At 55.3% G+C, this 18421-nt stretch carries 16 protein-coding genes and 1 pseudogene; 15 read left to right on the plus strand and 2 right to left on the minus strand.

What is annotated here, in order from left to right:
* Positions 1 to 18 precede the first annotated feature (18 nt).
* Positions 19 to 1671: a Na/Pi cotransporter family protein gene (locus CPJ18_RS25170; protein WP_065698652.1), complete on the minus strand. Its 1653-nt coding sequence runs from the start codon at positions 1669 to 1671 to the stop codon at positions 19 to 21.
* Between the two features lie 541 nt (positions 1672 to 2212).
* On the opposite strand from CPJ18_RS25170, the gene CPJ18_RS25180 reads away from it, so the two are divergent.
* From CPJ18_RS25180 to CPJ18_RS25225, 10 genes are all read left to right on the plus strand, one after another.
* The gene (locus CPJ18_RS25180) at positions 2213 to 2989 is read left to right on the plus strand and encodes a DeoR/GlpR family DNA-binding transcription regulator (protein WP_010974787.1); all 777 of its coding nucleotides are present in this window, start codon (positions 2213 to 2215) and stop codon (positions 2987 to 2989) included.
* A gap of 57 nt (positions 2990 to 3046) precedes the next feature.
* Complete coding sequence (locus CPJ18_RS25185) at positions 3047 to 4612, plus strand: ABC transporter substrate-binding protein (RefSeq protein ID WP_010974902.1); 1566 nt, start codon at positions 3047 to 3049, stop codon at positions 4610 to 4612.
* A 60-nt stretch (positions 4613 to 4672) separates the two neighbouring features.
* Complete coding sequence (locus CPJ18_RS25190; RefSeq protein WP_065698653.1) at positions 4673 to 5611, plus strand: ABC transporter ATP-binding protein; 939 nt, start codon at positions 4673 to 4675, stop codon at positions 5609 to 5611.
* Positions 5608 to 6627: an oligopeptide/dipeptide ABC transporter ATP-binding protein gene (locus CPJ18_RS25195; protein WP_010974903.1), complete on the plus strand. Its 1020-nt coding sequence runs from the start codon at positions 5608 to 5610 to the stop codon at positions 6625 to 6627. Before CPJ18_RS25190 ends, CPJ18_RS25195 begins: the two co-directional genes overlap by 4 nt.
* Positions 6624 to 7550: an ABC transporter permease gene (locus tag CPJ18_RS25200; protein WP_010974904.1), complete on the plus strand. Its 927-nt coding sequence runs from the start codon at positions 6624 to 6626 to the stop codon at positions 7548 to 7550. Before CPJ18_RS25195 ends, CPJ18_RS25200 begins: the two co-directional genes overlap by 4 nt.
* Positions 7543 to 8403 (plus strand): ABC transporter permease, encoded by an 861-nt coding sequence (locus tag CPJ18_RS25205; protein WP_010891520.1) that lies wholly within the window; start codon positions 7543 to 7545, stop codon positions 8401 to 8403. The genes CPJ18_RS25200 and CPJ18_RS25205 overlap by 8 nt, the downstream gene beginning before the upstream one ends.
* A 15-nt stretch (positions 8404 to 8418) precedes the next feature.
* Entirely contained in the window at positions 8419 to 9219 is an 801-nt protein-coding gene (locus CPJ18_RS25210) for a glycerophosphodiester phosphodiesterase family protein (RefSeq protein ID WP_010891519.1), read from the plus strand.
* Entirely contained in the window at positions 9212 to 10030 is an 819-nt protein-coding gene (locus tag CPJ18_RS25215) for an inositol monophosphatase family protein (protein ID WP_010974906.1), read from the plus strand. Before CPJ18_RS25210 ends, CPJ18_RS25215 begins: the two co-directional genes overlap by 8 nt.
* A 101-nt stretch (positions 10031 to 10131) precedes the next feature.
* The gene (locus CPJ18_RS25220) at positions 10132 to 10488 is read left to right on the plus strand and encodes an NUDIX hydrolase (RefSeq protein ID WP_233109024.1); all 357 of its coding nucleotides are present in this window, start codon (positions 10132 to 10134) and stop codon (positions 10486 to 10488) included.
* Between the two features lie 20 nt (positions 10489 to 10508).
* On the plus strand, positions 10509 to 11492 hold the full coding sequence (locus CPJ18_RS25225) for an aldose 1-epimerase family protein (RefSeq protein WP_010974785.1): 984 nt from the start codon (positions 10509 to 10511) through the stop codon (positions 11490 to 11492).
* On the opposite strand, the gene CPJ18_RS27715 is transcribed toward CPJ18_RS25225, so the two are convergent.
* Positions 11489 to 12064, minus strand: coding sequence for a transposase (locus tag CPJ18_RS27715; protein WP_202032973.1), 576 nt, complete (start codon positions 12062 to 12064; stop codon positions 11489 to 11491). The two genes, CPJ18_RS25225 and CPJ18_RS27715, sit on opposite strands and share 4 nt — an antisense overlap.
* A 246-nt stretch (positions 12065 to 12310) precedes the next feature.
* Between CPJ18_RS27715 and CPJ18_RS25240 the strand changes: the two genes are divergently transcribed.
* The 5 genes and pseudogenes from CPJ18_RS25240 (at position 12311) to CPJ18_RS25265 (ending at position 18175) form a co-directional block, all read left to right on the plus strand.
* Positions 12311 to 12628, plus strand: a complete 318-nt coding sequence (locus CPJ18_RS25240; RefSeq protein WP_167397979.1) for a hypothetical protein — start codon at positions 12311 to 12313, stop codon at positions 12626 to 12628.
* A gap of 2 nt (positions 12629 to 12630) precedes the next feature.
* A complete protein-coding gene (locus CPJ18_RS25245) occupies positions 12631 to 13890 on the plus strand; it encodes a cytochrome P450 (protein ID WP_010974908.1) in 1260 nt (419 codons plus the stop codon).
* A 76-nt stretch (positions 13891 to 13966) separates the two neighbouring features.
* Complete coding sequence (locus tag CPJ18_RS25250) at positions 13967 to 15142, plus strand: cytochrome P450 (protein WP_065698654.1); 1176 nt, start codon at positions 13967 to 13969, stop codon at positions 15140 to 15142.
* Between the two features lie 275 nt (positions 15143 to 15417).
* Positions 15418 to 16526: pseudogene (locus CPJ18_RS25255) on the plus strand (IS110 family RNA-guided transposase).
* Between the two features lie 710 nt (positions 16527 to 17236).
* Complete coding sequence (locus tag CPJ18_RS25265; RefSeq protein WP_083212572.1) at positions 17237 to 18175, plus strand: hypothetical protein; 939 nt, start codon at positions 17237 to 17239, stop codon at positions 18173 to 18175.
* Positions 18176 to 18421: the final 246 nt, after the last annotated feature.

The raw sequence follows: 18421 nt of genomic DNA on the forward strand, positions 1-18421 counted from the left end.
GAGTTGATTTTCTTTCACTCAGTCTGCAGAGCCGCCCGCGATGAGACGGCTCTCGCCCAGTAATCCTTGCTCGTCCATGATCGGGTGAGCAACCGAGACGATATGCGCGTTGATCCGCTTGAGATCACGCAAGATGTCGAGGTGAAGCGAGCTGGTTTGAAGGCTGTCGGTGCGCCCGTCGCGCAGACGTTCCAGGTGGCGCTCGGAAGACTGTTTTTCCATGTGCCGGACTTCGACTTTCCGCTCCATGAGCTGACGCGCGAGATTGATGTCCCGGGTGATAAGGATTGTTTGTGCGATCCGGAGATTATCGACGGTGAGCTGGAAGAGTTGTGTTAGTTCGGAGAAGCCGTCATCAGAGAATTTCAAACCGTGGGCGATCTTCTTCGTGACCTCGGGCAGCAGACCTTTCTCGACAATATCCCCGATATGTTCGAGGTTGATGGCGTAGTCGATGATGACGATCGAGCGTCGGCCTTCGTCTTCCGACAGTCCAGTACGGCCGAGTTTCGATAAGTAGACCTTGACCTCCTGCTGTAACCGGTCGACCTGGCGCTCAAGCTGCGCAATATCCTTCAATCTCGCGGCGTTGTTCTGCTGGAACGCGTCCGACACTCTCAAGAGCATTCTTTCGATCAGGTCTCCAACGCCAAGCACTTCGCGTGCAGCACTCGTCAGTGCTACGACTGGTGTTGATAGCTCATCCGGATCGAGGAATTTCGGTGTGTTGTCAGCCTGTTCGGACGCGGGGATGAGGACCCCCATCCACCGTGCAAGAAGGCGGGAAAACGGCATGGCCAGGAGAGCCAGGCCGATATTTAACGCGAGATGCGCGTCCACGGGAAGTTTGGACGCTGGGACCGGCAACATCGAAAGCCAGCTGGCCAAAATATCGGCCACTGGCAGGATCAGCAGACAGCCGATTGCCCGGACAATCAGATTGCCTAGTGTGACCCGCCTGGCCGCCGCCGATGCTGATAACGACGCGATCACCGGAGGTATTGCGCCACCGAAATTGGCTCCAAGAACCAGCGCTACGACAAGCCCGCCAGAGAGGATTCCGGTGGAGGTCAACGACAAAATCAGAACGACCGCGGCCAAGCTTGAAGATGAAGCGAATGCGATGGCCGCGGAAAAGATCATCGCGACCGGCCAGGCGTTTTCAAGCAGGCCGATAAACGCTGCGAGCGCCGGCGAACGGCGAAGCGGCTCGGTCGCGTTGCTGAGTAGGTGTAGTGACAGCAGCATCAGCGCGATACCGAGCAACGCTGTTCCGGCGCCCTGCCTGGAGGTCGAACCGCCTCGATAGAGAATGATGCCGACGAAGAGTAGGGCAGGGGACACCCATTCGATGCCCGTTGCGACGATCCAGGCGGTGACCGCCGTTCCGACATTGGCCCCGAGGAGGACGACCTGCGCCATGCGAGGCTTGATAAGCTCTCGTTCCACAAACGAGGAGACCATCAGCGCCGTCGCTGTAGAACTCTGAAGCGCGACTGTGGCGACGAACCCTGATAGAAACGACCGGGCGCTGCTTTTCGTGCCGGAGGCGAGGCCCGTTCGCAATCTGGCCCCAAGCGCACGGGAGGCTCCGTCCTTCACCTGGGCCAGGCCGAACAGCAGCAACGCGACGGCGCCGCAGAGATTTATGAGAACGATTGTCGATTCCAAGTCGCGCCTCTCGCTAATTCTGTTGGAAGTAAGCCTTGATCAGCCAAGCGGCTGCTCGCAACAGAGATCGGCCAGACGGGTGCCGTCTTGATTTGTCTCGAGAGGGAAGCGGTTCTCGTCGCAGACCTTGTCCAGCTTGCGATTGATGAGGGTGCCGGTGGGCGAGCAGGGAGGAGGGCTGCCCACCGGCATCTTGCCCGCGCCGTATCGCAGGCAAGATGAATTCCAACTGGTTTCGTATTGTTGTCGTGCGGAGTAGCGCTGATCCGCGCCGGTTTTGTTGACGGCAGTTCGACATCGAATGAGTCATCACTCCTCCTAGAAGCTTACGATCTTGGTGCGGTGCGAAAGTGAGCGATTTCGATCACACTAACAAAGGCTTCCGCTTAGCTACCCGAAGCTTCTTGATCCCCAACAATGCGTAATCGCTTGTAATGTATTGTTGCGCTGCAACAAAACTGTCACCAAACTTTCATTTGACGAAGAACGATTACGCTCATAGTGTGAGCGATATAGACCATTTCTTGTTGGAAGGGAAGCGTTGGTGTTCAACTCGACTCAGGACCGCCAGGCGAAAATCGTTGAGCTTTTGCGCGATGAGCAGTTTTTGGCTATCGGCAGATTGACGGAGCACTTCCAGATTTCGGTGGCCACTGCGAGGCGCGACTTGAGCGAACTCCACGAGGCCGGACTCTTGCGTCGAACTCACGGCGGTGCGGTCAGCGTCACGCAGGTTACACAGGACAAGCCGAACGCTGCCCGCGCCGTCTGGAATCGGGCGGAGAAGGCGGCCATAGCCGGAGTCGTTGCCGGTATGATCGTCGAGGGTGACACGGTTCTTCTGGACGCCGGTACAACTGCGCTGGAAGTTGCCAAGAAGCTCGCTGACCGCAGAAACCTCACCTTCATCTCGAATGGTCTCGACATTGTCGAGGAATTGACGAGAGGGGAGGGCAAAAGCATCTATTCGGTCGGGGGCGAGTATACCGAAACGAACCGCTCCTTCCGCGGCCCTTTGGCGGAGCAGTTTATCCGCCAGTTCAATGTCGACAAACTCATTCTCAACGCGGCGTCGATCGATGTTGATCGCGGATTGATCTGTACGTCGTCGCCCGTGAACGCGAGTGTCGCTCGCGCCATGATCGAAGTTTCGAGCCGCGTGATCGTCGTCGCGGATCATTCGAAATTCACAAAATCGAGCCTCTCGGTGACGGCCAGGATCGAGGATGTCGGCGTGATCGTCACCGACTCTGGAACCCGAACCATCATTGAGACAATACCGGAAAAGCTGCGGAAGAAGTTCGTTGTTGCGAACTAGGTTCGACGGCCGCGCGCGAATTAAAGCCTCATTCAACAGAGCTGGGAGGAAAACCACATGCTTAAGACCAATCGCAGGAATTTTATGATGGGCACCGCGGCGATAGCGGTCGCTTCAACTGCCGGTGCGAAGTTCACCTTCGCGCAAGAACGCCGGGCGCTTCGCCTGGGTGTGAACGGATTGCCGAACTCGCTGGAGCCGGTCAATGCAATCAGCAATGTCGGCCCGCGTATCGTCAACCAGATATTCGACACGCTGATAGCGCGCGATTTTTTCGCGAAGGGAGCTCCCGGCAATGCCATCGACCTCGTTCCGGCACTTGCCGAGAGCTGGGAGCGCATCGATGAGAAATCGGTTCGCTTCAAGCTGCGGCAGAAGGTCATGTTCCACGATGGTGTTGAACTGACCGCGGACGATGTCGCATACACCTTTTCTTCCGAACGCCTTTGGGGTCCCGAAGCGATCAAGAAAATCCCGCTTGGGAAATCCTATTCGCTTGATTTCGATGAGCCCGTGGTCGAGGACAAATACACAGTCACACTTCGCACAAAGACCCCGAGCTATCTCATCGAGACCTTCGTCGCATCCTGGATGAGCCGCATTGTTCCCAAAGAATACTACAAGAAACTGGGAGCAGTAGATTTCGGTAACAAGCCCGTTGGAACAGGCCCGTACAAGTTCGTGGAATTTGTTGCCGGCGACCGTGTGGTGCTGGAAGCCAACGACGCCTACTGGGGTCCAAAGCCGACTGCATCGAAGATCACCTACCAGATCGTCGCAGAGCCAGCCACACGCGTCGCGGGTCTGATCAGCGGTGAATACGATATCATCACTACCCTGACGCCGGACGACATTCAGCTGATAAATAGCTATCCGGACCTCGAAACGCGCGGGACGCTCATCGAAAACTTCCACATGTTCACCTTCAATATGAACCAAGAAGTTTTCAAGGATAAGAAGCTTCGGCGCGCTCTTGCTCTGGCTGTCAACCGGCCAATCATGGTTGAAGCGCTCTGGAAGAAACAAGCATCTATCCCGGCCGGCTTCAATTTCCCGAACTATGGGGAAACCTTCGATCCAAAGCGTAAGGCCATGGAATATAATGTCGAGGAGGCCAAGCGTCTCGTCAAGGAGAGCGGCTACGATGGAACGCCGATCACCTATCACACGATGGGCAACTATTATGCCAACGCCATGCCTGCGTTGATGATGATGATCGAAATGTGGAAGCAGATCGGTGTGAACGTGGTCATGAAAACCTACGCACCGGGTAGCTTCCCCCCGGACAACCAGACCTGGATGAGAAACTGGTCCAACGGCCAATGGATGACCGATGCCTACGCCACGATCGTCCCCGAATTCGGGCCGAATGGTCAGGTTCAAAAGCGTTGGGGTTGGAAGGCGCCGGCCGAGTTCAACGAATTATGTCAGAAGGTCACGGTTCTGCCGAATGGCAAGGAGCGCTTCGACGCCTACAATCGCATGCGGGACATTTTCGAAGAGGAGGCGCCAGCCGTCATTCTCTATCAGCCGTATGACGTTTATGCCGCGCGCAAGGATGTCCACTGGAAGCCCGTGAGCTTCGAGATGATGGAATTCCGCAACAATCTCAGCTTCGGCTGAACTCGTTAATCGAGAAGGCGGCGCGCGCGAGATGTGCGCGTCGCCCTGGAGGAGCCTAAGTTGTCAAATCTACTAACAGTTCGCGACCTGGTCGTTCAGGTGCCGGCGCGCGATATCACAATCATCAACGGTGTCAGTTTTTCACTGGATGCAGGGCAGACGCTTGGACTCGTCGGGGAGTCGGGCTGCGGAAAGAGCATGACATGTTACGCAATAGCCAAGGCATTGCCGCGAGGGATTTCGCAGACGGGCGGAACTATTGAGCTGGACAGTGGACCAAAGGCTGATGGCAAGCCGGCTATTGCCATGATCTATCAGGACCCGACCAGCAGCCTCAATCCGGTTCATTCGATCGGTTATTATCTCGAGAGCAGCCTTTATCGCCATCAGGGTCTGGAGGGCAACGATGCACGGCTCGAGGCCATGCGTCTTCTCGAACGTGTCGGTATCGACCGCGCCAAAAGTCGGCTGCGATCCTATCCTCATGAGTTCTCGGGCGGTATGAACCAGCGCGTCATGATTGCCCACGCGCTCGCTGCGAAGCCCAAGCTGATGATCGCCGACGAGCCCACGACAGCGCTCGATGTCACGACGCAGGCGCAGATCCTTCATCTTCTGGAGGAACTCAGATCTGAAACAGGCATGGCGCTTTTGATCGTGTCGCACGATCTCGGCGTGATCGCCCGCCTCGCGGATCGTGCGGCGGTCATGTATTGCGGAAAGATCGTCGAAACGGCGCCGGTTGCGGAATTGTTGGAGCGTGCAGCGCATCCTTACGCTCGCGCCCTGATCGGCTGCATGCCAACGATCGATGCGGACGACCTGGAGCCGCCAGTACCAATCCCGGGTTCTGTTCCTCTTCTCGATAACCTGCCTGCCGGATGTTATTATCACCCACGCTGTCCCCGCGCGAGCGAACAATGTTCCGTGAGCTTTCCCGGGCCTGTCAACGTCGGCGCGTTCCATGACGCGGCCTGTTACCATCCGGTGAGCCCATGAGTGCGCCTCTTCTTCAGGCCCGCGGGGTCACCAAGGTCTTTCGCCTGAAATCCGGGCTTTTCGTAAAGCCATCGGTACATGTGGCGGTTAATTCAATTGATCTCGAACTTGCGCCGCGTGAGCGGGTAGGTGTCGTCGGTGAATCTGGAAGCGGGAAATCGACACTCGGTAGACTTCTGCTCGGCTTGACCTCCACCACCGAGGGAGAGGTCTTGTTCGAAGGACTCGCGCACACAGATCGTAGCGCGCGAGACTGGTCGACGTTCCGAAAGGAGACCTCCCTGGTTCAGCAAAACCCGCTGTCCGCCCTTAATCCACAAATGACGATCGGCGAGCAAATCGCTGAAGCCGTCTGGGTTCACCGGGTTGCCAACCGCGCGGGCGCGCGTGATCGGGCGGCAACCATGCTGGACCGGGTCGGCCTCTCGAGCGCGATGATGAACCGCTATCCACATCAGATGTCGGGAGGGCAGCGACAAAGAGTTGTTATTGCCCGAGCTTTGATCCTCGACCCCAAATTGGTCGTATTCGATGAGGCGGTATCTGCGCTCGACGTCTCTGTGCAAGCCCAGGTCGTTGCGTTGCTTCGGCAGCTCTGGCAGGAGCTTGATCTGGCGTATGTGTTCATCACCCACGACCTGCGCATCGTTCGCCATCTCGTTGATCGTATTGTCGTGATGTATCTTGGCCGCGTCGTCGAAACCGGCGATATCAAATCTGTCTATGCGTGGCCACGCCATCCCTATACCCGCGCATTGCTTGCCTCCGTCCCCACTATGGACCCGACGGTCCGCAATATTGAACCACCGATCAAGGGGGAACTCGACGCTGGCAAGGTAATGACTGGCTGTGCCTTCCGGTCACGCTGTCCTTTTGCAATCGAAAGATGTGCGAAAGAAACGCCGCTGCTTCGGCCTGCGGGCGGGCAACTGGCAGCGTGCCATAGAGCGGAAGAGTTTCCGAGATCTATAGTCGCGCAGACTGATCCGGCGCAGATGATGGAGGTGGCGCGATGATTAGTTTCATCCTTGCACGCCTCGTTCGAGCGATCATTGTCATGATGCTGACCGTGACGTTTGTCTTCATCATTCTCAGGTTGGGTGGAGATCCAGCTCGGGCCATGTTGGGCGAGAACGCGACGCCAGAGGCGCTGGCAGCATTCCGAACAGCATGGGGCCTGGACAGATCCATTCCTGAACAGTTCCTGATCTATCTCGCCAGCGCGCTCAGAGGCGACTTCGGGGTATCGGCAGCCGACGGTCGTGAGGTATTCACCGTCATCTCCGAACGTATACCCAAGACATTGACGCTGACGATCTCAGCATTCGTGCTAAGCATACTCGTCGGTATCCCCGCGGGAATCATCGCAGCAGTCCGCCGCGACAGTGCCGCCGACAAATCCGTCATGGCAGGCGCTGTTCTCGGCTATAGCGTACCAAATTTCTTGCTCGGACTGACGCTCATCTTCGTGTTTGCCGTCTGGTTTCGTGTGCTGCCGAGCTCGGGAAGTTCCACCTGGCAGCATGCGATCCTGCCCGTTGCGACATTCGGTCTTGTCAATGCGGCTGCGATTGCGCGCTTCGCGCGTTCCGCGCTGATCGAAGTTCTGGAACAGCCCTATATCGCAGCGGCTCGCGCCGATGGTATTCCCAAGTGGGAAGTGGTTATCCGCCACGCGCTCCCGAACGCGGCGATCCCGATGGTGACCATGCTGGGTTTCGTTGCAGCTGGCTTGCTGGGGGGGTCGGCTATCGTAGAGACCGTATTCGCCTGGCCCGGGCTTGGTAGCGGTTTTGTTCGAGCAATCACGCTCAGCGATCTCAATGTCGTTCAGGCAATGATCCTTCTCTTCACGGCGTTCATGGTCACGATCAACTTGATCGTCGATGTTCTCTATGCGGTGCTGAACCCGAAAATCAGGCTTCAAAAAAATGGCTAATACGACACTCTCATTACCAAAGCGGCAATTCCTGAAATCTGCCCGCCGCATTCCGATCAGTATCTGGCTATGCCTGATCTGGATTGCGGTTGTCGTCTTCGTGGGCATCACGGCGCAATGGTTGGCACCGTTCGACTATCTGCAGCAGTCACCTCTGGCGCGATTTGCGCCGCCGGGTGCGCCGGGACATTTGCTGGGAACTGATTATCTCGGTCGTGACGTGCTCAGCAACATTCTGGTCGCTACCCAGACGTCTTTGATGATCGCTCTTGTCGGTTCTCTCATCTGCGCGTTCATCGGGACGACCCTCGGATTTCTTGCGGCACATTTCGGTGGCTGGGTCGACAATCTCATTATGGGCTTCGCAGACGCGAAGGCTTCCGTGCCCTTTATAATCTTCGCGCTTGGTGTCCTGGCGTTTCTCGGGTCAAGCCCGCTGATACTTCTTATGCTCGTTGGTGTCGCATCATTCGAGCGTTATGCGCGGCTGACGCGTGGCCTCGTCTTGAGTGCGAACCAGGAGGGATATGCGGAGGCGGCGCGCATCGTCGGCGTACCATCGCTTCGGATCTATGTGCGCCACGTCCTTCCAAACATTGCTGGACCGCTCATCGTTCAAATCACCCTGAATTTCCCGGATATCATCCTGCTCGAAAGCGGATTGAGCTTCCTTGGGCTTGGGATCCAACCGCCGGAAACGAGCCTTGGGCTGATGGTCGCAGACGGCAGAAACTATATCGCGATTGCCTGGTGGCTCATCGCGTTGCCCGGCGTTGTTATTGTTCTCACCACCCTGTCCATCAGCCTGCTCGGCGACTACTTGCGCGATCGCTTCGACGCGCGCCTGCGATAAACGAAAGGAATGAAAATGAACCCTCTCAGAATGACACCGGAGACGATCCGCTTGGGCGGCCATCGCGGCCACAGCGCCGGCGCCCCCGAAAACACGCTCGCGGCGTTTCGGAAGGCGTTTGAATTCGGCGGACGTAACGTCACATGCGAAACCGATCTCGGAATTACCCGCGATGGAGAACTTGTGCTGATTCACGACAAGACCGTCGACCGCACAACAGACGGTCACGGCATCGTTCACGACATGACCTATTCGGAGTTGTCGAAACTCGACGCAGGGAGTTGGTTCAGTTCGGAGTTTGTCGGAGAGCGTGTGCCGCTACTTAAGGACGCGCTTCAGCTCGCCCGTGAGCTTGGCATTATCTATCAGCTTGAACTGAAGATCTACGACGCGAACGACGTCTTCTTCCCAAAGTTGAGGACGCTCATCGATGAATTGGGCTGTGCGGATCTCCTCCAGTTCTCTTCCTTCGACTACGTTCAGCTGAAGGCCGTCAAGGAAGCAATTCCCGAGGTACCGACCGTTGGCCTGATGCATTCGCGCCTCATCGATCCAGCCGCCCTTGCCCGTCAGGCCAATCTCGATGCCATGAACATCGAGATCTACCATTTCGCCAGCGGTGAAGCCCGCCAACTCCACAACGAGGGATTTGCCGCTTTTTGCTACCTACCGACGGGGTACCATGAAAAACTCGCGCAGTACGGCGTGGACGTGGAAACGCAGCTCGTTCAGTGGGTTCGTGAAGGTCAGTTGGATCAGTTGCTCGGAGACGACGTCGCACAGGTCGCCAGGCTCAAGGACCGTGCAAATGGCTGATCGGGACACATCGACATCTCACGCAGGAGAAACAGCTTCGATTGTGGAAGAGATCGCGCGCAAGGCAGGCGACCTTGCCCTCGCTCATTTCCGCTCCCTATCGAGCCTGTCGGTCGAGACCAAGGGACATCTCGATCTTGTGACGAAGGCGGACAAGGAGGTCGAAACATTTCTTATCGCGCAGTTGCGGGAGGCGTTTCCCGCAGACGGCATATTTGGAGAAGAAGGGGGCGAAATCAAAGGGCGTTCAGGTCGTATCTGGGTGATCGATCCGATTGATGGGACATTCAATTTCGTCCGCGGCGGTCAGAACTGGGCAATTTCCATCGGTCTCTATGAAAACAAGCGTCCTACATTCGGGGTTATCTTCGCTCCAGTCCGAAACCTGATGTTTGTTGGAGGGAAAACGGTGGAGACGAAGCTCAACGGCATGGCGGTCAAGCCACTTCCGCCGCTCGATATGTCGCGTGCATCGACCGGGTTCAGCTACCATCCTTCGGCTTCGACAGCGGACAGGCTCGAAGTCATCCGTTATATCTCGGATGATCTCAATATCAGCTTCCGTTTCTGCGGCGCTGCGACACTCTCGATGGTCGAGGTGGCCATGGGCGAGACAGATGGCTACGTTTCATTGGGAGACTCGACGTGGGACGTTATGGCAGCGTTGCCTATTTTGAGCAATCTGGGTGTTGCGGATACGATCGACTGGGACAGGACCGACTTGTCGGCCAAACTCCGGTTTGCTTGTGGCAGCCACGACTTCCTGGAGAAGGTGAAGCCGTTGCTCGATAAAGTGGCGCTGGCCGCATAATGCGGCGCGCCTCTGACAATAACGGTCACAGATCGCCACTGGTCGACGCGGACCAATGCGGCGCGATTTGCGTACGCTCGACAAGCCTTGTTAACAGCGAGATGGAAGCGCTTCTGATCACCAGCCGCGAAACTGGCCGCTGGGTAATCCCCAAGGGCTGGTCGGAGGGCAGGAAAAAGCTTCATCGAGTCGCACGGGAGGAAGCTTGGGAAGAAGCCGGCGTGCGGGGAAGAGTCTGCAAAAACCCGTATGGTCACTACCGATATGACAAGAAGGTATCACATGACGAATTCATCCCTTGTCTGGTTCAGGTTCACCTGCTGACCGTATCGACCCTGAAGGATGATTTCCCCGAGAAAGGACAACGCCAGATCAGGTGGTTTTCTCCGGAGGAAGCTTCTGGATTGGTTATCGAGCCGGAGCTCAAACAACTGCTTTTTAAGCTGCGACAGCAGTGACCCACACAATTGAGGACGACATGGACATCGAACTTCTCAAGAAAACACCCGACCTAAGAGCCATAGCAGATATCCGGCTGGCGACCCTCGAGGACGGTCCGGCGCGTGGCCAACGGCTGTTGATCGCTCGAAATGCAACAGGAATTGCGTTCGAAGTGGCGTTGGATCGCGGCTTCGATATTTCCAGCCTTTCGTTTAGGGGGACCAATATTGGTTGGAACTCGCCGACTCAGATGCGTTTTCCAATGGTTGATCCAGGCTCCGAAGGCGGCTGGGCTTTCATGCGCAACTTCGATGGCTTCCTTGTGACATGCGGGCTCGACCACATCAGCCGTCCTCTGGAAGTTGATATTGCCCACTATAATCATCCGCACCTGAAGACGAAAAGCATGCCTCAGCATGGCCGAATCTCGACCGAAAAAGCAAGATTGGTCGGATATGACGTCGACCCAGAATCCGGTGAGATCTTCTGTGAGGGGATCGTCAGGCAGGCAAGTGTCTTCGGCGAAAACCTGGAGCTGAGACGGAGGATCACTTTACCAGTCTTTGGTCAGGCGCTGCGGATTGACGACACAGTGACAAACCGGGGGTTTCGCCCGTCTGGACATGCAATAATCTATCACCTGAACTACGGCTATCCGTTTCTGGATCAGAACCTCGAGATCACGGGTCTTCCTGAGCTCCTTGCGGCAAAATTGGTCGTGGATCCACCTCGGCCAAGTGACGATTACGGCGAATACGTCGACTCGGTCGATAGCCTAGAGATTCCGGAAGCGGATCCGATCGTTGTCAGCAACCGTGAACTCGACATATCCGTCGGCCTGACGTTCACTCGCGACCAACTGAACAAGCTTGCTATCTGGAGAGCTTATCAGTCTGGAGTGTTTGCGCTCGGCGTCGAACCCCGCACCGACCTGGCACAGGACAGACCTTTGCTTCTGCCTGGCGAAAGCTGCAAGAACTCGTTGCAAGTTGAACTGACCGATTGCTGTTGTTCCAACTAAAGGAGCTGGTAGGGCCTCAAACGGGGACAGGAAATGAAACGCGTCATGATCGTCGGTTGCCCAGGTGCTGGAAAATCCACGCTTGCGAAGCAACTCGCCAAGATCACCGATCTTCCTCTCGTACAGTAGCTCGACGCGCCGAGCATGCCGAGGAACAGTTCCGCCTCGCGGATCTCACCGGTCTTGCGATCGACAATCGGCACCTTCTTGCCGGAATAATCAACGAAGACTTTGTCGCCGGCGATGTGTTCCTGGCGCATCGTCGGTGACAGGCGCTTCTCAAAGCCGCGGAACAGCTCGCAAAAACGGCTATATCCATACCCATCCGGATGGGCGCTGCGGTATTCCTCCCAAAGAATCAGCAGCGTCACGCCTGGCTTCTTCAGCTCGATTGAAAGCGGTCCCCAGTCGGGCTCTTGGCGCAGTCGCTGGCCCCGCTTGACGCCGGGGTGAACGAAGAGCTTGGCCTCGAGAACATCGTCTGTCAGGCCGCTGGCGAGGGCCCAACTCAGCCCTGCCATCGCAGCCCGCTTCAAGTTGTCCTGCACGGTGCTGCGAGCAATGCCAAGCATTACAGCGATCTCGCGGCTACTCGTTCCGCTACCCGCAAGCCGCAGCATTTGTCGTATGTGTCGCATGGTCAGCTTTCTTTTTGCAGGCATTAAATTCCCCTCGTGGATATCGAGGGGACACATGCCAATGTTGCTGACCCAGGGGAACTTGAGTGCCGGAAACTGACCGGTTATTGATAGGAATGGTGGCCGGCTTCAGATCGGAACGGTGGCCGGTCAATGATTGGAATGGCGGCCGGGTTCAGAGTGGAATTCGCACATCTAACTTTTGTGCTTAAAATGGACAATGCCTTTGCGGCAAACTTAGGCGCAATCCCTACAGCTTTCCACCAATTCCGCGACGGACAAAGTTGGTCGACGGTAGCCTGCGGCCTGTGCGACGAGCGCCTCAAGCACCAAAGCCGGAAATATAATTTCGACCATATTACAGATGAAACGAGATTCAAATTTGTCGACATATCTTTTGTTGCTACGTTAAACCGAAGGCTTATTATTGAAGCTAAGGCTTTGAATTCCCATACGGTTTACGTCGATTCTGGTATCGACTTCGATGAAAGTATGTAAAAATGATCACGAGCAGCATTTCTGGGACCGACCAGCAGTTTCAAAACGCCACGCAGCCAAAAGAGCTCGATCCTGATGCTGTTCCTGTAAGCAGGCTTGATTCTGAAGGCCATGAAATTTTTGCTGAATGGCGACCTAAGCGCCCGTTCCTTCGGAGGGAGGACGGCGTCTTTTTGGTTCTCCGCGCGGATGATATCTTTCTGCTGGGCACCGATCCTCGTACGAGGCAAATAGAAACAGAACTCATGTTAAATCGAGGCGTAACCCGCGGCGCCGTTTTCGACTTAATCCGCTACAGCATGCTCTTTTCAAACGGCGAGGTCCATGTGAAACGGCGCTCAGCCTTTGCGAAGACCTTTGCATTCCGGATGATCGACGCGCTACGCCCGGAGATCACGAAGTTAACGGAGCATTTGTGGGACGATGTACCGAGAGTTGACGATTTTGACTTTGCTGAAATGTACGCGTCGAAATTGCCTGCGCTAACGATTGCCAGTGTACTTGGTTTGCCATTTGGGGATGCACCTTTCTTCACACGACTTGTTTACAACGTTTCGCGCTGCTTAAGTCCTTCGTGGGGAGAAGACGATTTTCCGGAGATTGAGGCTTCTGCCGTCGAGCTCCAGGATTATGTCCGGGCAGTGGTAGCGGATCGCAGCCGACGTATAAGCGATGACTTCCTCTCTTGCTACTTGAAAGCGGTGCGGGAAGAAGGAACGCTTTCACCCATCGAGGAGATCATGCAATTGGTGTTTCTCATACTCGCCGGAAGCGATGCAACTCGTAACGCGATGGTGATGCTGCCGACTCTTTTGCTGCAAAATCCTGTTGTCTGGTCCTCTCTATGCCACGATCAATCCGGCGTCGCGGCCGCAGTGGAGGAAGGGCTTCGCTTCGAGCCATCAGTTGGGTCTTTCCCGCGGTTGGCGCTCGAAGATATTGATCTGGATGGGTACGTATTGCCAAAGGGAAGTTTCCTAGCCCTAAGCATCATGTCCGGCCTGCGGGACGAGAGACACTACGAGCATCCTCAGCTTTTTGACATAAAACGCAAACAAATGCGCAGGCACCTCGGATTTGGCGCGGGTGTGCATCGGTGCCTCGGCGAAGCTCTGGCGCGGATTGAATTGCAAGAAGGACTTAGAACACTTCTGCGCCGCGCGCCGAGCCTTAGGGTGACAGGCGACTGGCCACGGATGATAGGTCACGGGGGTGCACGGCGCGCCACGGGGATGACAGTCAATCTGGGCGTCGATCGGTGAGGTCACCGTTCCGTTCGGTTGACGGAGATGAGGTTGAGTATCACAGCCAGGATTAAATGAACCGGGAGAACTCCCAATGCAATTGGCACCAGTGGATCGCGTAACCACAATCGACGACCTTACACTTGATCCCTATCCGATTTATCGCCGAATGCGCGCGCAGACCCCGGTGGTGCGGGTCGCCTCAGTGATGCGAACGTTTCTGACCAAGGCCTCCGATACGAAGATGGTGAAGGATCAGCCCAGGCGCTTCAGTTCGGATGACCCCAACACGCCAATGAAGCCGGCCTTCCAGGCCCATACTCTAATGCGCAAGGACGGCGCGGAACACGCCCGCGAAAGAATGGCCATGGCTAAGGCCTTTGCTCCCAAAACGACCGCGGAGCATTGGGCGGCGATCTATCGGGACATTGCAAACGAGTATCTTGATCGCCTTTCCCGCGGCAGCACAGTAGATCTGTTCGCGGAGATCTGCGGCCCGGTGGCTGCCCGTATCCTGGCTCATATCCTTGGAATTAGCGAAGCATCCGACGCAGAAATGATACGTTGGTCGCAGCGGCTAATTGAAGGGGCGGGCAACTTCGGATGGCGGCCTGAGCCTTTCGAGCGGGCAAACGAAGCCAATGCGGAGATGAACCGGCTCTTCGACAACTTGGTCGAAAAGCACCGGGCGGAACCGAACCCCTCGGCTTTCGCGATCATGGTGACCGCGTCTGATCCCATACCCATGAGCCAGATTTACGCCAACATCAAAATCGCCGTCGGCGGAGGCATCAACGAGCCTCGCGACGCTCTTGGCACGATCATCTATGGATTGCTGACCAATCCGGAGCAGTTCGAGGAGGTTAAGAGGCAGCAGTGCTGGGGGCAAGTCTTCGAGGAGGGCGTGCGCTGGGTTGCTCCGATCCAGGCGAGTTCGCGCCTCGTCCTGGAGGACACGGAAATTCGCGGTTTTCTTGTCCCGAAGGGCGATACCGTGATGACCATCCAAGCCTCTGCCAATCGTGATGAAGATGTCTTTGACGACGGAGAGCGCTTCAATGTCTTCCGCCAGAATAATGCGCACCAGTCCTTCGGCTCGGGGCCGCATCACTGTGCCGGTGCGCAAATCTCGCGTCAAACCGTCGGGGCGATCATGTTGCCTACGCTGTTTGAACGTTTTCCGAACATGACGCTGACTAACCCGGACGCGGTGCAATGGCGCGGCTTCGGCTTCCGCGGACCGATTAGTCTACCGGTTACGCTTATATAATCGTAACCACTGTCGCTTGGCATTAAGCCGTAGAAAGGGATCAGAACAAGATTAGTGCGAAATCGTACGTTTGGCCGGGAAAGTGATGATCGAGATGGATATCCGTTCCCAAAACTGAGTCTTAAATAGCATTTCACCCTAAAACTTCTTATCCAGCACAGGCCGCAAACTACGGGAAATATGCACGAATTCGGTTAGACCAGATGAGCGATTTTTGGCGGTAAAGCCGCTAGGTTTTCCTTGCTGAGCCAATATTGGTTTCGAAGGGAAAAGCCATGGAGAAAATAGTTTATGTAGGCCTCGACGTTCATGCTGACACGATAGCTGTCGCCATTGCTGACGACGGTCGGAATCGAGAGATCCGATTTCACGGTGTGATTGAAAATACTGCAGATAGTGTTCTAGGTCTCACCAAGCGGCTTGTTGCCGCAAACACCCAACCCATCTTCTGCTATGAAGCAGGCCCATGCGGATACGGTCTGCATCGCTTGCTCACGAAGCTTGGATTTGATTGTGCTGTCGTCTCTCCGGCCATGATCCCTCGTCGTGCAGGCGACCGGATCAAAACCGATCGACGCGATGCGGAAATGCTGGCGCGGCTGTGGCGAGCAGGCGAATTGACCCCGGTCTGGACACCGGATGAAGAACAGGAAGCTATGCGGGATCTGATCCGAACCCGCAAACAGTCCCTGGATGCGCTGAAGATTGCAAAACAGCAGCTCCAGAGCTTTCTGCTGCGGCATGGCCTTCGCTACAATCGACCTACTTACTGGACCAAAATCCATTGGCGCTGGGTCAATGAGCTGCGCAAATTCCGCTTTCCACATCAGCAACTGGCTTTTGAGGAACTGAAGCGAACCATCCGCCAGATCGAAGAGCGCATCGCCACGTTGGATCAGGCCATTAAAGATGCTGTAAAGGATTGGCGTTTTGGTGCACTGGTCGATGCCCTGCGATCATTGCACGGCGTCAACACGATCATCGCTGCGACACTGGCCGCAGAGATCGGCGACATCAACCGCTTCGACAATCCACGCCAGCTCATGGCCTGGTTGGGGCTGGTGCCAAGTGAGCATTCCAGCGGCAGCACAGTCAGACGGGGGCGCATTACAAAGACAGGTAATGCCCTGGCCCGAACCATGATGGTTGAAGCTAGTTGTCGTATCGACACCCACCTCGAGAAAGACATCCTTTTTTGAAGCGCAGTCAGCATCAGCCTCAAGAGATTAAAGATATTGGCTGGAAAGCGCAGACGCGATTGTGCAAGCGGTACCGGGACCTTTCAAAAACCGGGAAACCACAACCTCGTGTTCTGACCGCTATTGCGCGCGAACTTGCTGGCTTTATCTGGGATATTGCCCGGCACGTGCCGATCCCAGCATAGCCCGAGACGTACCGCACCTTTCTGCCTGTGCAGCATGCTGGAGATGACGGCCAAAGAACAGGGAACCCTCGACTTACGTTGGGATAGATATCCGTCCTTAGAGAGAGGCAAGCCCGCATCGAATATGGTCAGGCGGTGAAAATCCGCGGATGAGAGTATGATAACCATCGGTTCGGATCGCCATCTCCAGCACCGTGCACAGGCTGCATCAATTGACTGACCTCGCGAAAACGGGGTAGTTTAAATGCGCCCGGAAAACCTAAATCGCTCATGAGAGCGTACAATTTCGCACTAATCTTGTTCTGCCCCCAGGAATGCGACCGTTTCGACGTGGTTCGGTATCTTATTCGAGAATCGAAATGTAAAGATTCTCTTTATAATCAGTCAGCCTGCAGCATGTGCGTTAGGAGAAAAATCATGCTATAGTCTGATTAATATTACTCTATAAGATCGACCATAAGCTATTTTCTTATATCATTCCGCCTGTGGCAATCGGAATCGCTTGGCGCTTAAACGTGAGGGTGACCATCTACGGCGCTAAGACACTACTCAAGCTTTGGTTTCGGAAAATGACTACTTCAACATCGTGCATTTTCACCAGGTCAATTGAATCACAGGTTGTTAATTGCAAAAGTAATACAATAAAAATTGAGGCTCTCTCTTTATCACAGTAGGTTCCGACCGATTGAGAGAAAGAAGGAGCATGCACGATGGAGCCCAACCAACGAAGCTTAAGTGATGAATCCGAAGCGTCCCGTACGGAAGTCCATTCTACATCGACAAATAGGGATATGCCTCCCGAGCTTTTGGCTAAGGTGGCAACTTATATTCCTACCCAGGACCCGATAGAAACGGCACGAAATCTTGGAAGCCTGGAACGTACAGGGCGTGCAGGTCGTGAAGCCGTTACAAGTGATCCCGTCGGAAAATATCACGCGCGAATGAAACGAATTGGCGCCTCCGCCAAAACCGTGTTCGATACGGTCATTCCCGGAAATCAATTACCTGAGTGGGAGACGAACCGACCCTCTCCGACGGCCAGAACGCGAGCCGTTGGCCCAATTCTTAAGTTCCAGTCTGAAGCGGGAAAATCGAGATTTGTCACCAATATACTCAATTTGCCTGAATCTGCTCAGTGCGACGCAATTCTTAGTGTCATAAAACACTTGAATGATCTTGGTGAAGCAAACAAGACGCGACTTATCGAACGCTCTATCGAAATTTTGCGGCTAGAACCCCCTTTGACCTGGAATATGGGCCAGAAATGCCCTGCGGTCGACGTGCTGGTCCAAGGCGAAAAGTACCTAAATGCGGATCAACTGGCTCGCATACAACAAGAGAGGAGCAGCCGTCCGCGGCTGTCTCCCCTGTTTGGCCGAGCCATAGCCGATTTCGAGGTTCAAAAAACCATGGACGCAAATCCTAGACGATATAGGGACGCGGCGGGGCCTGAGGTCAGAGCTGTAGACACAGTAATTGAGACAATTGAGAGATATAGTGCGTCGTTAGCAAGAGGCGGTCCAAATGCAGTGGGACTCCTAACGACGAACGAAAGCTTTGAGAAAAATATCAATGAGGTCTACAACCGTACGCGAGCCGAGCTAGACGCTTCTTCACGTGACAGAAGTCGCTCTGGACTATCGCGATAATTTCCTGGATCCACCGCGCTGTTGTAAGTTGACACATCGCATCGTCTTGCCGCTGACGGGACTTTTGGGGACGTCTTTAGTTGAACCGCCCCATGACGCGAATGCTGTTTGATCCCGTATCACTTCCCTCGCAAATTCTGAAGGGACATCAGGTCTCGAATGTACGGCCCCATTTGTTTCAAATGAAGCTTTCGCCGGCGTTTCTGAAATCCTTCTGAAAACGTCCGACCCTACGTTCGTCTGAAG

It is taken from the genome of Agrobacterium rosae (assembly GCF_002915175.1).
GTDB classification, from domain to species: Bacteria; Pseudomonadota; Alphaproteobacteria; order Rhizobiales; family Rhizobiaceae; genus Agrobacterium; species Agrobacterium rosae.